We start from the raw sequence: 14,174 nt of genomic DNA, 5'->3' as shown, positions 1-14,174 counted from the left end.
TGAGGGTGGTGTATAATGAGCGAAAACAGAGAAAGCGAAATTATCCAAAACTTTACCGACATCGTCGATAAAACGGTCGTGCGCTTTAATAAAAGCATAGTGCTGGACTTTGTGACGATGCATTCTTTTGAAATCATCGATGAGGCGGTAGTACAGCTGCAAAAAGGTTTTGATACGATCGTCGCTGCCTTTGAAGAAATTCAGGCAAGTGGTACCGCATCGTCTTCAAATACCGGACGAGTCAACACGATGATGTCCGATATTTTAAACAACAATAAAAAGCTGCAATCGGAAATAAACGAGCGCGTGAGCGAAATCGAAGAAGCGTCGGTGAATGCGAAAAACGCCGCTTCAAATTTCGAACTGCTCAAAGAAAAAACATCCGATGTCGCCGGCATGCTCGCAGGTATTCAAGACGTTTCGGTGAAAACGGGCATCCTCGCGATCAATGCGTCCATTGAAGCGGCTCGTGCGGGAAAAGTCGGAAGCGGATTTAGAATCATCGCAAACGAAGTACGCACTTTGGCGACGCAGACGGGAGAGGCTACAAAAAAGATCGAAGCGAAACTCTCCGAATTCCGCGAAACGGTCGATGAAATCAATAAAGACATGACGCTGTTCATCGAACTCTTTTCACGCTTTCAACAGTCGTTTACCGAAGTTTTAAATAATTTCAATCAAAACGCATCGACGCTCGACCGAGCGGGCAATTCGCTCAGCGAAATCGCGGGTGCGGTACAGGAACAGGCCGGCGCGATGAAAGACGGTTTGGATTCGCTTGAAAAGGTAAACGGATCGCTGCACGATACCCATGCAATCCTCGACGTCATTCAGACGAGCTATTCCTTTTTGGATACGCTTTTGGGGCAAAAGCAGTAGGGCATCTCTAAAAACTCGGTTGGATTTTCAGAGGTTCCCGGTAAAAATCTTCGAAACGCATCCGCCCTGCCGATAAATTTTTACGGTTGCTTTTTCCCAGTCGTAATCGAGTATTGCTCGGCAGCTTTTGCAAGTTTTAGCGCCGAGCGCTTTTTCCAATAATCGTCGGGGGCGGAGTTTGCAAGCGCCGCATAGAGATCGAATGCAAACCGTTCGTTTCCCGCTTTCCGCATGCAGTCGGCAAAATCCGAAAACGCTTTCCAAATACCTTGAGACGACGCCCAATCGACGATGTCGGAAAATCGGGCAATTTCCGTAAAAAGAAGACTGAGATTTTGATATTCGAATTCGGGATCCCGCGCTTTTACGGTATTGTACATTTTCGTAAAGGCGGTAAGAGTTCCGAGCGCGAACGCTTTCAGCGCTTTATCGGAAAAACCGCGCTCTTCGTAGTACGCTGCGAGTTTAAAATAAGATGCGAGCGCCGTATAATCTTCGGAGCGAAAAAGCGTAAAAAATTTTTCCATCGATCCCGCTTCCCCGTTTTGCACGATGAACGTGAACGCGTCTTCGAACGCTTTATTTTTTAATAAACTGTCGTTTTTTACGATGAGCAGCAAATCTTTTTCGTAGTCGTCAAAATCTTTTTCGATAAACGCGATGTCGGAAAGCTCGTACAAAATATCGTAGCGTTCGTCGGGAACATCGAGGAGGGCTGCGTTCTTCCACGCATTCATAAGGTATTGTTTTGAAAGCGCATATTCGCCTTCCAAAATGTAAATACGGCCGATAAGGCGATCGGCTTCGGGAAGAGAAAAACGCGTCGAAACGTAGGAGACGAGGGCGGGCGCGGAATTATTAAAAAACGCGCTCGTTTTTTTCCCGATATAGCGCTCGACGATTTCAACGGCGTCGTAGTCTTCACGCTTTTTGAGAACGGCGAGCACGTCGGAAAGTACGCCGTTCGCCTTTTGCACTTCGCGCGGTTTTAAAGCATATGCAAGCGTATCGGCTTCCCATGCGACGATCTCGCGCCGGGCTGTTTTCGCGTCGTTTGCAAGACGGAGCGCTTCTCCGTAGTTTCCGTTATCGAATTCAATGAGAGCGCGACGAAGCAGTTTTATATCGCCTGCAAGATCACGCGGTTTTTTAGGACGCACTTGCGCGCCGAGCGCCGAATACGCCATGAGCAATACGGAAAAAATAATTACAATCTTTTTCATAGGTCAACCGGTTATGGAATTGAGAAAAACGGTTAAACGAAACACTGAAACAGCGTGTTTCGTTTAACGACCGCGCAGTCGGTACAACCGATACGTTTTACAGCGTGTCCAATTCTTCTCTGAATACTTTATCGGCATCTTTTGCGTCGACGGTTCGCACTATTTTTCCTTTTTTAAATATGACGACTTTATTGCCTGACCCCGCTATCCCCAAATCCGCGTGCTTTCCTTCACCGGGACCGTTTACAACGCAGCCCATAACAGCGACGCTTATGTTTTTATCGAGCGATAAAAGTTCTCTTTGCCACTTTTCGACAAAGGCGTGCACGTCGAATCCGATCCTCCCGCACCTCGGACACGAAATGAGCTTTACGCCGCCCTCTCTTTTTCCGCATTCTACAAGTATTTCGCGGCCGGCTATCACTTCGTTTTCGGGGGATGAGGAAAGGCTTACGCGGATCGTATCTCCGATGCCTTTTGAAAGCAGGGCGCCGAAAGCGAGCGTGCTCTTTACGATGCCGGTGATGAGAGGACCTGCTTCCGTCACTCCGATGTGAAGGGGTATATCGTATTTTTTTGCAAATACTTCGTTCGCTTCGATCGTTTCACTTACCGAAGACGCTTTCATGCTGACGACAAACTGCGTAAAACCGAGTTCGTCGAATACGGCGGCTTCGCGCGATGCCGTTTCGGAAAGCGCTTCCGCCCTCGACATGGAAGCGGCCTCGACTTTCGCCGCAAGGTCTTTCGGAAAACTTCCCGTATTGACGCCGATTCTGATCGCGGCGTTTTTTTCGCGGCACGAAGCGACGACCTTTTCGACGTTTTCACGAAAACCGATATTGCCGGGGTTGATACGGATCGCGGCGACGTTGCCGCGAAGACATTCGAGGGCGAGCCGGTAGTCGAAGTGAATATCGGCGACGAGGGGTACCGTGCATTCGGCGGCTATCGCGCAGAGTGCGCGCGCGCTTTCCATATCGGGAACGGCAAAACGCACGATATCGCAGCCTATCCCTTTGAGTGCGTGTATTTCTTCTACGAGCGCTTTTCGCTTTTCCGAATCGGCATCCAAACCGACGATGGATTTTTTCCACATCGTCTGTACCGAAACGGGTTCTCCGCCACCGACGGCAATGCGCTCCGTTTTACCGTTTCCGCCGAGATAGACTTTTTTCGTCATGCACGCTTTTTGAAAGAACGCTTATCGACAAAAACCGATGCCGAAAGCCATGACAAAGAGAGCGACGGTTTCGCAAAGACCGACGACCATGATATAGCTCGCAAAGCCTTTGCCCGTTTCCCCGAGCGCATCCGAACCGGCTGCTCCCGCCTGTCCCTGAGCGACGGCAGACGCGCCCATCGCGAGTCCTGCGGCAACGCCGAGTCCGAGTAAAAACAGCGGATTTTGACCCGAATCGAGGATGCTCCTCGTCAAAAGAAATCCGTAAATCGTCTGCGTCAGAGGTGCGCCTGCAAAGACGGTGAGGATAAAAGGCGCGGGCTTATTGTTTACGTAACAGCGTTTCCATGCACCGATCGCGCCTTGACCTGCGATACCGATTCCGAACGCGCTTCCGATAGCGGCGAGCCCCATCACGACACCTGCACCAAGCATTCCCAAATTCATAACAACTCCTGTCTATTATTCCTATAACGCCGCTTCTCTGAACGGCTCATATTTATATCCCGACCACGACATACCGAGGTGGCTCGAAAATTCAAGCGTATTCAAACGCACTCCGTGAACGATAACCGAAAGCACGTTCAATGCGACGTTGAGTCCGTGCCCCGTTACAAGCAGGACGAGGGCGACGACAAAGAAAATCGCGTGTCCCAAAAGCGGGCCCGCCATCGTGTTGACCGTACTCGAAATCGCGCTACCGGCCAAAGCGACCGCCCACAGGCGGATATACGACACGATATCCGAAAACACGTTTACGACACCGAGCACTACCGAAATGATGTTTTTACAGCTTTCGAGCACCGCCCTTCCGACGCTGCCGTCGTAATTCGAAAACACAAAGCTCATCAAAAAGCCGCCTCCGACGAGCGCAAGAGAAACGCTGCCGACGGGAACGCCGTACACGACTTTATCGAGCGAAAAGATTTCCCCGCTGATGACGAGCATGAGCACGATGTAAAACATACCCCACAGCATGAGCATGGAGCCCAAGTCTCCTATGCACTTCGGAGAGCGTATATCGTTTATAAAGCACTTGATGTGAGCGACCGTCAGCTGCACGAGCGCGAGCGTAAAGCAAAACACTTGCAGATTTTGATCGGTCGTAAGGAGACTCTGCACGCCGTCGTAGCGGGAAGCGTATGCCGAAGAAATCGGCGGAATCGAAAGAGAAGTGAGCCACGAGGGAAGCTTGTCGGCTGCAATGCCGAACCACGTACACGTAAGCGTTCCCCACACGACCGTCGAAAAAGAAAGGAGCGCAAGGAGACTCATCATCGGATTCGTTTTTTTGCCTGCAGCCTTCGATTTGACCGTTACGGCGAGCGCAAGAGCGAGCATAATGAGTCCGTAACCCGCGTCGCCGAAAATCATGCCGAAAAAGATCGTAAAGAAAAACAAAAACCATCCGGAAATATCGAATTCGCGGTAACCCGGAACGGTGCCGAGAAAATCGGTGAGCGGATAGATGATGCTTACGAGCGGATTGTTTTTAAGCTTTGTCGGCGGATCGTCGGTCTCTTCGACTTCGCTCGAAGAAATCGCCCAGCCGTTTTGTTTTGCCGCCTCTTCCAAAGCGGAAAAGCCGTCGGACGGAACATAGCCTGAAAGCCATGCGAGATCGCTCTCTTTGCCTTCGTTTTCTTTTCCCATACCCGCATACACGTTTTCGAATTCGATTTCTTTTGCGAGCTTTTTCGCATACGAATCGATCTGTCGGCCATACACCGCCTGTGCCGAAAGTTCGGTTTCTATTTCACGGATGCGTTTTATATTGCCTTCGATTTGCTCGGAAAGTTTTTCCGTAGCGATTTTCGGAAGCGGCACTTCAAAAGCTTCGGGCGGAAGATTTTCAGGCCGCTCTTTTCCGATAAGCAAAAATCGTACGTCGCGCTTTCCGGTATTGACGAGCACAGTATCGATGGAATCGTCCAAAGCAGTGTATAAATCGGCCGGCATTTCATACATCGAAAGCGCTATTCCTTTTTCGGAAAGATAAGCGAAATCGTCCGGATCGACGCTGCCCCACTTTGCAAAGCGTTCGAGTTCGACGGTGTCGGCGCCGAGCGCATCGATGAGCGATTTTTTTTCGTCGAAAAGAGATGTAACCGTTTTGCTTTTTTCGGCGACTCCGGTTTCATCGAGGTTTTCGGCGCGGGATGTTTTCGGCGCTTTTATCTCGGAAAGGATCGCGTATGCGTTTTGCGCGCATGAAAAACTTTCTTTCAAAGCGGAAAGCTTTTCGCTTTCACCTTCAAGGCTTTCCAAGTGCATGACGCCGAGCTTACGCAATTTTTCGAGCGCGTCTTTTTTTTCTTTTTCGAGAATGACGACGGAAACTTTTTTCATCGCTACGATCATTTCGCTTCAGCCTCCAGTTTCCGCTTCGATATCTTACTGCGCACGACTGCGGCGACTCTTTCATCGCCGAGGAACACGGATATCTTGCTGATATTTTCTTTCGCTTCGGGAATCTTCACCTTTTCGAAAAGGTTTACGCGCTGCGTCGTCGTGCGAAGCTCTTTCGAAAGGAGGCGCACCTGTTCGTCGAGCACTTCGGCTTCCAAATCGAGTTCGAGCGCTCTTTCCATACGGTCGGCCGCCATATCGATCCACACGGGCGTTTCGTAGAGATCGTACTCGGCTCTCGTAAAATCGGCACCTTCGTAAATCGGAATCTTCACGCCCGCGATATTGCCCGTACCTTTTCGTATATTGCTCACACGCACCGTATCGCGTCCGAAGGATTCGGCATCGGCGAACACGGCGATCCATTCGTCGAATTCCTTTTCGAGCGCTTTACGCGCATCGCGCACTTCACGCGCTTTTATGTCGATGGCGCGGATTTCGGTTTGGAGCTGCTGCTTTTTGAGCGTAAGCGTCGGAAGATAGCGCTGATACATTTTCAGCGCATCTTTTTGAATCTTTTGCTCGTTTTTCGTCAGCTTGATCTTCGCCATACGTCAATCCCTTTCCGGCCAATACTTATCGAGCAGTCCCGTTTTTATACCCGTTTCCTCTTTGTCGAAACAGTCGGCGAGAATCTTCCAGCCCGAATCGAGGGCGTCTTCGAGCGATATGTTTTTCGACAGATCCATCATTTCGTCTTCGAATTCTTTGCCGTATTTGATAAGCTTGTTGTCCCATGCGCTCATCATAAAGCCCATCGATTTTTTTTCAAGCGTATCTTTATACGAGGAATACAGGCGTATCATGCCGTCCATGAGAGCGCGATGATCGTCCCTCGTCTTTCCGTTGACGTTTTGCTTTAAGCGCGAAAGACTTCCGAACGGTTCGATGCGGCCGCCCTTGAGATAATACTGCCCTTCGGTGATATAGCCCGTATTGTCGGGCACGGGATGCGTTACGTCGTCTCCGGGCATCGTCGTCACGGCAAGGACGGTTACCGACCCCGCGCCTTCGAAGTCGACGGCTTTTTCGTAGCGGGAAGCAAGCTGACTGTACAAGTCGCCGGGATAACCGCGGTTCGACGGAACCTGTTCCTGCGTGATAGCGATTTCTTTCATCGCGTCGGCGAAGTTCGTCATATCGGTCAAAAGGACGAGCACGTCTTTGCCCTGCAGCGCAAACTGTTCGGCGACGGCAAGGCTCAAATCGGGCACTTTCATGCATTCGACAGTCGGGTCGGCTGCCGTGTGAATAAACATGACGGTGCGGCTCATCGCTCCGCCGTTTTCGAGCGTGTTTTTAAAGTACAGGTAATCGTCGTACTTTAAGCCCATACCGCCGAGCACGATGACGTCGACTTCCGCCTGCATCGCAATGCGCGCGAGCAGCTGGTTGTACGGTTCTCCCGAAATGCTGAATATCGGCAGCTTTTGCGAAACGACGAGCGTATTGAACATGTCGATCATCGGGATACCCGTGCGGATCATGCGGTTTGCCATAATGCGCTTGGAAGGATTGACCGAAGGCCCGCCTATCGTTACGAGGTTGTCCGTAAGAGCGGGTCCCGCGTCGCGGGGAGATGCGGAGCCGTTGAAAATGCGGCCGAGCAGATTTTCACTGAAACTCACTTCCATCCGGTGACCGAGAAATTTAACGTGATCGCCCGTGGAAATGCCGCGGCCGCCGGCGAAAACCTGCAGCGACACGACTTCTCCGTCGATTTTATTGACTTCCGCAAGCGATTTTCCGAATCTCGTTTCGATTTCCGCGAGTTCTCCGTAGCGGACGTTGTCGGCTTTTACCGTGATGACGTTGCCGGTGATCGATTCGATTCGCGAATATATTTTATTCATATCATTCACCGTCCTTGAGCAGCGCCGCCGCTTCTTTTTGCAGTTTGCCGTTTTTTTGCGCGTAGAGTTCGTCGATCTTTTTTTCGATATCGGTAAACGAGTCGTCCTTCCACGTCGAATAGTTCCAGTCGATAAAGAGCTGGCGCAGAGAATTGAAATACGAGCGCGCGTCGTCTTTCGAATTCAAATCGAAATCGGATCCGAGTATGCGAAGCACTTTTTCGAGCGTATAGGTTTGACGTTCGACGCTGACCGAATTGTCGACTTCGTCGAACGAGTTTTGCTGAAAATACACCGAATCGAGAAAATCGCTTTTCAGATATTCGATATAATCTTCGGTCGTCGTTCCCTCTTCGCCGACGACTTTCATCATCTGATTGACTTCCTGTCCGCTTCTGAAGAGAGCGCGTGCGAAATCGACCCGGTCTTCGCGGATAACGCTTTTGTATTTCGACCACGAATTGAGCGGGTCGATCGCGGGGTATTTTCGGGCGTCGCTCCGCTCGCGCGCAAGTCCGTGGAAAGCGCCGACGACTTTGAGCGTCGCCTGCGTAACCGGTTCGTCGAAGTTGCCGCCGGCGGGAGAAACCGTACCGCCGATCGTAACCGAACCCGTTTTGCCGTCGCGCAGGCGCACGATACCGGCGCGTTCGTAAAAGGCTGCGATATAGGATTCGAGATAGGCGGGAAACGCTTCTTCGCCCGGAATCTCTTCGAGGCGGCCGCTCATTTCGCGCAGCGCCTGCGCCCAGCGAGAAGTGGAATCGGCAAGCAAAAGCACGTTGAGACCCATCTGGCGATAGTATTCGGCAAGCGTAACGCTCGTATAGACGGACGCTTCGCGAGAGGCGACGGGCATGGACGACGTATTACAGATGATGATCGTCCGCTTCATAAGCGATTCTCCGGTGCGAGGATCGATGAGCTTCGGAAAATCTTTTATCGTTTCGACGACTTCGCCCGCACGCTCACCGCAGGCTGCGATGATAACGATATCGACTTCGGCGTTGCGGCTCGTCGTATGCTGGATAACCGTTTTACCCGCGCCGAAGGGGCCGGGTATGCAATAGGTTCCGCCGAGCGCAACGGGAAAAAACGTATCGATGAGACGTATCTTCGTAACCATCGCGTCCGACGGCGCAAGGCGTTCGGCATAGCAGTCGACGGCGCGTTTTACCGGCCACTTGAACGTCATAGTAATCGTATGCGATTCACCCTTTTCGTCTTCGAGGACTGCGATTTCATCTTGAATCGTGTACGATCCCGCAGGTACGATTTTCTTTACGGTATAAGAGCCGTACATATCGAAGGGTACGAGAATTTTATGCGTAAAGGGGCCTTCGGGAACCGAGCCGACGGCATCTCCGCGGTATACGGCGTCTCCGACTTTTGCCGACGGCGTAAAATCCCACTTCGTCGCTTTGGAAAGAGGCGCGACGTAGACGCCCCGCTCGAGGAAAAATCCCGCCTGCTCCGCGACGAGCGGCAGCGGATTTTGCAAACCGTCGTATACTTGACCGAGCAAACCGGGACCGAGTTCGGCGCACAAAAGGTCGCCGTCGAATTCGACGGTATCGCCCGAACGTATGCCGTTCGTCATTTCGTAAATCTGCATTTGAGCGCCGTCGCCGCGTATACGGATGACTTCGCCTTTGAGCCGTTTGCCTTCGACGTTTACGTAGCCGACTTCGTTCATCGAAACGTTGCCGTCAAAGGCTATCGAAACCATGTTGCCGTTGACGCCGACTACTTTCGCTTTAGTACCCGTCATATTGTTTCTCCCAGTATAGAATCGTACATAGTGCGGTATGCCAGAGTACCCGCTTCTTTATTGAATTTTTTCATGCGCGCAGTGAGCAAAAGCCGTATGCCGTACTCGTAGACGGCATCGACGGAAAAGATATTCAAGGGACGCAGGTTGTCGAGCACTCCGGTACGGTATTCGTATAAAAACTTTTCCGCAGAAAGAGGACTGTCCATACCGACTGCGGTGCGGGCAGCCTGCATGATGTCGGCCGTACACGACGGCGGCACTTGCGGTGCGTCGCGCTTCATCTTTTGCGCGCGGACTTGCGCAAGCGCAAAGCGGAGGCTCCGCTCCCTGTCGTACCACGCATCGAGAAATTTCGAACCGGTCGGTTCCGGCTCTCGCGGCGGAACGAGCGAAAGAGCGTTTAAAACTTCGACTTCCGCTTTCGAAAGGAAGCGCGAACACAGATCGCGGTAATAAGTTTCCGTTATCGCAAGCGATCGCTCGGCGTTTGAAATGTCGGGCAGCTGCGAAACGAGATAATATTGCTTCACTCGTTTATCCCTTGAACGGCGCCTTTTAAGATGGCTGCAGTGCGCGGATTGACGTAGGCTGCGAACAATTCGGCAAGGGAATCCGAAGAATAATCGTAAAATGCCCTGCCGTCTTTAACTCCGATTCTAAAACCGGCCGCGAGCGTTTTATCGCTTTTGAGCACGAGCCCCTTTGCGATTTCGTCTTTGAGCGCGGACGTAAGAGCCGATTCGAGTTCTTTCAAATCCTTTTCGGAAAGCAAAACGGAAAGCTCTTCCGCGCCGGCGTGCTTTGTCCACGCTTTTACCGTTTCGGGGATAAGATTTACGAGCAGATCTTTCGAATACGCTTTCGCCGTTTCCGTCTTAATAATTCTGTCGAGCTCGGCGATAAGGGAATCGCGGAACGATAAAATCATATTGCGTCCCGCCTGCGCTATCGCGTCTTCGCTCGCTTTTTCCATGCGCTCGGTTTCGGCTTTCGCATTTTTGATGATGCCGTCCGCTTTTTGCTCCGCATCGGAAACGACGGCTCGCGCTTTTTTTTCGGCGTCGGCGAGTATCTCGGCCGCAGAAGCTTCCGCGCTCGCCACTCCGTCTTTTTTTATTTTGTCGATCAATTCCTGCAACTGGACATCCATACAACCCTCGCTGTCTCGGTAAAATAAACGATAATACAATCATAACGCCAAACGCAATTTAATACAATGCCCCGCATTGCGGTCAGAGCGCAATCGCCGAATTATTTTATAAGGCAATTGCGGCCGGCTTTAATACCCTTTTCCTAATACCGAAAGGTCAGGCGCTGAATCGGAGACGGGCCGATGTCGCGGCAAATCCGCCTGTGCTCTGCGGTCGGATAACCTTTGTGCCGCGCATATCCGTAGGCGGGATATAGTTTATCCATTTCGATCATAATCGTGTCCCTACAGGTTTTTGCAAGTATGCTCGCCGCCATGACGGAAGCGTATTTTGCATCCGCTTTCACTTCGGAGCGGCACTCGCATTCGATATCGGGGCAAAACGTTCCGTCCGCGACGGCGCATATCGTTTTTGCCGAAACTCCCGCAGCCTTCCGCCATCCGTCAAACTTCGCCGAAAGCGCTTCATACGCTTTTTTCATCGCAAGCAGGCTCGCTTCAAGGATATTGATTTTGTCGATAACCGTATGAGAGACAATGCCGATACCCCAGCACGCTTTTTCTTTAATAATTTTTTCGGCGAGCTCCCGCTTTTTTACGGAAAGTTTTTTCGAATCGTTTAAAATTGCCCGAGGAAAATCGTCCGGCAAAATCACTGCGGATGCAACGACGGGGCCTGCAAGCGGTCCTCTTCCCGCTTCGTCGAGCCCGCACAAAAGAAAAGCCTCATCTTCTCTGGCGGAAGTCGCCCGCATCATCGAACAGCCTGCAAAACCCGGCATTTGCGCATCGCTTAGTAACCGCTTTCGGTATTGCCGCCGTATTCGAGGGAAATATTTTTCGCATCGGTGTAAACCGCATCGAGCGATGCTCCCGAATAACGCACATCGGCGGCGAGAGAATTTCCGGTTATTTTGCTTTTTCCGCCGAAGAGTTCGGCCGCTCTGCCGTAACTTCCGGTAACGCGGCACGAAGACGAGCGCAGTTCGAATTCGCCGTCCTGCACGGAAAAATTGACCGCAGTCTGCGCGATCGTCGAAATACGCGAATCGATTATTTTCAGTTTGGAAGCGACTGCTGATATGCACGACGAATAGCGCTCCGCAGAAGACGTGATACCGCAGCCGTTTATCGTAACGACCGACGTATCCGCGCTTATAACGCTGCCGCTTTCCGCAAAGGACGCCCCTATTTCACAGTCTTCCGACACGAGCACCGAGTGTTCCAAGCGTATGAGAGGATTATTAATTTTTCTTTTCACGCCGGTATCGTCTCGCCTGACAATGAGATTAAGGAGCGCAAGGCTTGCGCTCCGCACGGTAATAAACGAACCTACACCGAAGACGAGGCGAGCGTCACCGTCACCGCGAAGAACGCAGTTTGAAGCGATCACCGTCTCCTCTTCGGATACAGCAAGCGTACCCGAAATCGTGATGTTCGCGAATCGATTATCCCCGACGGCGGCAAGGCAGTCGGCAAGAGAGACATAGGGATCGTCCCGCGTTCCGTCGGCACAGTTTTTATCGGCCGACGCATCGATATAATAATCGTATTTATCGACGACGACATCGTACAGGGTATACGCGCTTTTGTTACCGCTTCGATCTGCGGCATACGCGCAGATTTTATAATAAACGGCATCTTCGGACGGCGAATCAAGCGTAAGCGGAGAAGTGAACGGCACAAAATCGTCCGCCTCGACGACATCGATAAGGGACGCCGCATCTTTTTTCGTCATTGTGCCTGAGAGCATCACCGGATTGCTCACGGCGATAAAAAGATCGGATTGTCCGTCTCCCGTAAGCGAGAGCTTCACCGCCCTTCTCGAATAAAAAGACTCGGCCGATGAAAGGAAAACAGGAACCGAAGGAGAACGCCGGTCGATAGAGTACGGAACGGAAAGCGTCCCCTGATAGACGCCGTCGTAATAGACGCCCGCCGTAAAGACACCCGACACTTCGTCACCGAAAAACGTATCGAGTTCCGCCGTTTCGAAAAGCACCGTCCCCTGCCCTTTTTCGGGTTCGATACCGAATCGGAAGCCTGCCCCGCCGCTCATTACTATTGTCTCGGAACCGTCTTCACGCCGCTCGACGTCAACCTCCGGTTTCGGCGGAAGCACAAAAAAGCTGATAGGATTTCCGGGAGCGACCGCGACGCTCTGCCACGAAATCGTGTGCGATATCGTTCTGTCAAGCGCGACGCGCTCTTTTCCGCTCGTCCAATAGGCGTTATCAACCCGATAAATGAACGCATCGTTCGTAAACGACAGGGTATTCCAATCGGTGATTTGAAACGGAACGTCGCGCATACCGAACGAACCGGACAAAGCGGGTTTTGTTTTTATAATAAAACGCCACTTCCCCGTACCGTCGGTAAGAACGCATGGAATACATCGCGAGAGGATGCAGCCGGCGCCGTACGAAATCGCGCGCCCCTTCTGAAACGATTCGGGTACGCCGCCGAGACTGTAATCGAGTTCGGGAGGCAGCGAAAGCACATCCCCCGCCGTATAGTCGAGGATGCCGCTTGCAACAGCGTCTCCGACCGCGCTCATCGAGTAAGATGCGGGAAAAGGAACCGGCGCAACGGTATACGAAACGCGGTATTCGCGGAAAACGCCGCTTGCATCGACGGAAGCGATACGGACTTCGACATCGCCTGAAACATCGAGAGCTACCGGACCGTCGTAGGCAAAACCCGATTCGCGCGGATCGGAACCGTTGAGCGAATAATACGCGCTTTCGCCTTCCGAAAGCTCGAGCACGAGCGACTGTTTGTTTGCCCATACGCCCTTTACGGGATTAATAATTTTTACATCCGCCGAAACGGCCGCAAAAACCAAAGCCGTCAGAACGATAAAGCATACGCATTTTTTCATCGCGATTTTCCTAAAGGGTTAAACTTTCCCCAAAATCGGTTCAAGCACGGGACGCAGTTCGGGATCGTCTTTAAAATAATACTCTTCGAGTTCATCCTTTGAAAGCCCGACGAGTTCATGGCTTAAATAGTGAATCCACCGGTCATCTTCCGGTTTTGTTATTTCCAAAAGCCTGCACCAATAGTCGGGCTGAATGGACTGCTGTTCTTTGTGATAGGTAAAGCGCTTATAATCGTGCACGACGATTTTGATATTGCTGCGGGGAACCCCATGCTTTAAAAATATTTCGACAAGCGAATTGATCGTACGGCCGGAATCGAAGATATCGTCGACAAGCATGATCTTGTCGCCGGGCCGAAGATATTCGGGCGCATACGTCCATCCGTCGACGTACACTTTTTCGTGCTGTTGAACGTCGGTATACGAGCGGGCGACGACCGATGCGTACAAAACGGGATGATAATCCTTGCGCACAAGTTTGTAATATTCGCTGATAACGTTCGCCATATACGCTCCTCCGCGCAGCGAACAATAGATCACATCCGGCACAAATCCGTCGGAGTACATTTTATGCGCTATTTTAAGCGCACCGTTTCGCACAACGTCGAACGGAAGGAATTCCTTTATCATCGCTATAACCTCGTTCGCGTCATTATAATCGTAATCGGCAGGATGCACAACACGATAAGCGTTTTTCGAGCAAAACTCTTCGCACCCGTGCACGGGTAGTGAATGCAGCACTGCTCTATAGGCTTATTAATTTTCATCGATAATTCATAAAAATGCAAAACGAGAGTGGAATTCATTTGTTAATAAAAAAAA

Annotated in this window: 13 protein-coding genes; 1 reads left to right on the top strand and 12 read right to left on the bottom strand. The window is 51.4% G+C overall.

Annotation, left to right across the window (positions count from 1 at the left end; all coding sequences use genetic code 11):
• Positions 1-15 precede the first annotated feature (15 nt).
• Entirely contained in the window at positions 16-879 is an 864-nt protein-coding gene (locus tag IZU26_RS10990) for a methyl-accepting chemotaxis protein (RefSeq protein ID WP_021331369.1), read from the top strand.
• 80 nt (positions 880-959) lie between these two features.
• On the opposite strand, the gene IZU26_RS10985 is transcribed toward IZU26_RS10990, so the two are convergent.
• The 12 genes from IZU26_RS10985 to IZU26_RS10930 form a co-directional block, all read right to left on the bottom strand.
• Positions 960-2,102: a hypothetical protein gene (locus IZU26_RS10985; protein ID WP_433279034.1), complete on the bottom strand. Its 1,143-nt coding sequence runs from the start codon at positions 2,100-2,102 to the stop codon at positions 960-962.
• A 97-nt stretch (positions 2,103-2,199) separates the two neighbouring features.
• On the bottom strand, positions 2,200-3,285 hold the full coding sequence (ispG, locus tag IZU26_RS10980) for a flavodoxin-dependent (E)-4-hydroxy-3-methylbut-2-enyl-diphosphate synthase (RefSeq protein WP_433279032.1): 1,086 nt from the start codon (positions 3,283-3,285) through the stop codon (positions 2,200-2,202).
• Between the two features lie 21 nt (positions 3,286-3,306).
• Positions 3,307-3,732, bottom strand: coding sequence for a V-type sodium ATPase K subunit (locus tag IZU26_RS10975; RefSeq protein ID WP_021331352.1), 426 nt, complete (start codon positions 3,730-3,732; stop codon positions 3,307-3,309).
• Positions 3,733-3,753: 21 nt separating this feature from the next.
• Positions 3,754-5,646, bottom strand: a complete 1,893-nt coding sequence (locus tag IZU26_RS10970; protein ID WP_433279030.1) for a V-type ATP synthase subunit I — start codon at positions 5,644-5,646, stop codon at positions 3,754-3,756.
• Positions 5,643-6,245 carry a V-type ATP synthase subunit D gene (locus tag IZU26_RS10965; protein ID WP_433279028.1) on the bottom strand — a complete coding sequence of 201 codons (603 nt, stop codon included), beginning with the start codon at positions 6,243-6,245 and terminating at the stop codon, positions 5,643-5,645. The genes IZU26_RS10970 and IZU26_RS10965 overlap by 4 nt, the downstream gene beginning before the upstream one ends.
• A gap of 3 nt (positions 6,246-6,248) precedes the next feature.
• Positions 6,249-7,547, bottom strand: coding sequence for a V-type ATP synthase subunit B (locus IZU26_RS10960; protein ID WP_310823384.1), 1,299 nt, complete (start codon positions 7,545-7,547; stop codon positions 6,249-6,251).
• Position 7,548: 1 nt separating this feature from the next.
• The gene (locus IZU26_RS10955) at positions 7,549-9,318 is read right to left on the bottom strand and encodes a V-type ATP synthase subunit A (RefSeq protein WP_433279026.1); all 1,770 of its coding nucleotides are present in this window, start codon (positions 9,316-9,318) and stop codon (positions 7,549-7,551) included.
• Positions 9,315-9,851 carry a hypothetical protein gene (locus tag IZU26_RS10950; protein ID WP_433279024.1) on the bottom strand — a complete coding sequence of 179 codons (537 nt, stop codon included), beginning with the start codon at positions 9,849-9,851 and terminating at the stop codon, positions 9,315-9,317. Before IZU26_RS10950 ends, IZU26_RS10955 begins: the two co-directional genes overlap by 4 nt.
• The gene (locus IZU26_RS10945; RefSeq protein WP_433279022.1) at positions 9,848-10,471 is read right to left on the bottom strand and encodes a V-type ATP synthase subunit E; all 624 of its coding nucleotides are present in this window, start codon (positions 10,469-10,471) and stop codon (positions 9,848-9,850) included. Before IZU26_RS10945 ends, IZU26_RS10950 begins: the two co-directional genes overlap by 4 nt.
• A gap of 143 nt (positions 10,472-10,614) precedes the next feature.
• Complete coding sequence (locus IZU26_RS10940; protein WP_310823391.1) at positions 10,615-11,226, bottom strand: ribonuclease HII; 612 nt, start codon at positions 11,224-11,226, stop codon at positions 10,615-10,617.
• Between the two features lie 38 nt (positions 11,227-11,264).
• Positions 11,265-13,352: a chitobiase/beta-hexosaminidase C-terminal domain-containing protein gene (locus IZU26_RS10935; RefSeq protein ID WP_433279020.1), complete on the bottom strand. Its 2,088-nt coding sequence runs from the start codon at positions 13,350-13,352 to the stop codon at positions 11,265-11,267.
• An 18-nt stretch (positions 13,353-13,370) separates the two neighbouring features.
• Entirely contained in the window at positions 13,371-13,982 is a 612-nt protein-coding gene (locus IZU26_RS10930; RefSeq protein WP_310823389.1) for a phosphoribosyltransferase, read from the bottom strand.
• Positions 13,983-14,174 lie beyond the last annotated feature (192 nt).

It is taken from the genome of Treponema sp. SP13 (assembly GCF_050938355.1).
GTDB classification, from domain to species: domain Bacteria; phylum Spirochaetota; class Spirochaetia; order Treponematales; family Treponemataceae; genus Treponema_D; species Treponema_D socranskii.
The sequence above is the reverse complement of the archived record's forward strand: the minus strand, read 5'-3'. Positions and strand labels throughout refer to the sequence as shown.

What these genes read in the sequence shown, in the direction of transcription:
- IZU26_RS10975 (WP_021331352.1), bottom strand. Translation starts at nt 3,732, where the DNA reads ATGAATTTGGGAATGCTTGGTGCAGGTGTCGTGATGGGGCTCGCCGCT.
- IZU26_RS10990 (WP_021331369.1), top strand. Translation starts at nt 16, where the DNA reads ATGAGCGAAAACAGAGAAAGCGAAATTATCCAAAACTTTACCGACATC.
- IZU26_RS10940 (WP_310823391.1), bottom strand. Translation starts at nt 11,226, where the DNA reads ATGCGGGCGACTTCCGCCAGAGAAGATGAGGCTTTTCTTTTGTGCGGG.
- IZU26_RS10935 (WP_433279020.1), bottom strand. Translation starts at nt 13,352, where the DNA reads ATGAAAAAATGCGTATGCTTTATCGTTCTGACGGCTTTGGTTTTTGCG.
- IZU26_RS10965 (WP_433279028.1), bottom strand. Translation starts at nt 6,245, where the DNA reads ATGGCGAAGATCAAGCTGACGAAAAACGAGCAAAAGATTCAAAAAGAT.
- IZU26_RS10930 (WP_310823389.1), bottom strand. Translation starts at nt 13,982, where the DNA reads ATGATAAAGGAATTCCTTCCGTTCGACGTTGTGCGAAACGGTGCGCTT.
- IZU26_RS10945 (WP_433279022.1), bottom strand. Translation starts at nt 10,471, where the DNA reads ATGGATGTCCAGTTGCAGGAATTGATCGACAAAATAAAAAAAGACGGA.
- IZU26_RS10955 (WP_433279026.1), bottom strand. Translation starts at nt 9,318, where the DNA reads ATGACGGGTACTAAAGCGAAAGTAGTCGGCGTCAACGGCAACATGGTT.
- IZU26_RS10960 (WP_310823384.1), bottom strand. Translation starts at nt 7,547, where the DNA reads ATGAATAAAATATATTCGCGAATCGAATCGATCACCGGCAACGTCATC.
- IZU26_RS10970 (WP_433279030.1), bottom strand. Translation starts at nt 5,646, where the DNA reads ATGATCGTAGCGATGAAAAAAGTTTCCGTCGTCATTCTCGAAAAAGAA.
- IZU26_RS10985 (WP_433279034.1), bottom strand. Translation starts at nt 2,102, where the DNA reads ATGAAAAAGATTGTAATTATTTTTTCCGTATTGCTCATGGCGTATTCG.
- ispG (WP_433279032.1), bottom strand. Translation starts at nt 3,285, where the DNA reads ATGACGAAAAAAGTCTATCTCGGCGGAAACGGTAAAACGGAGCGCATT.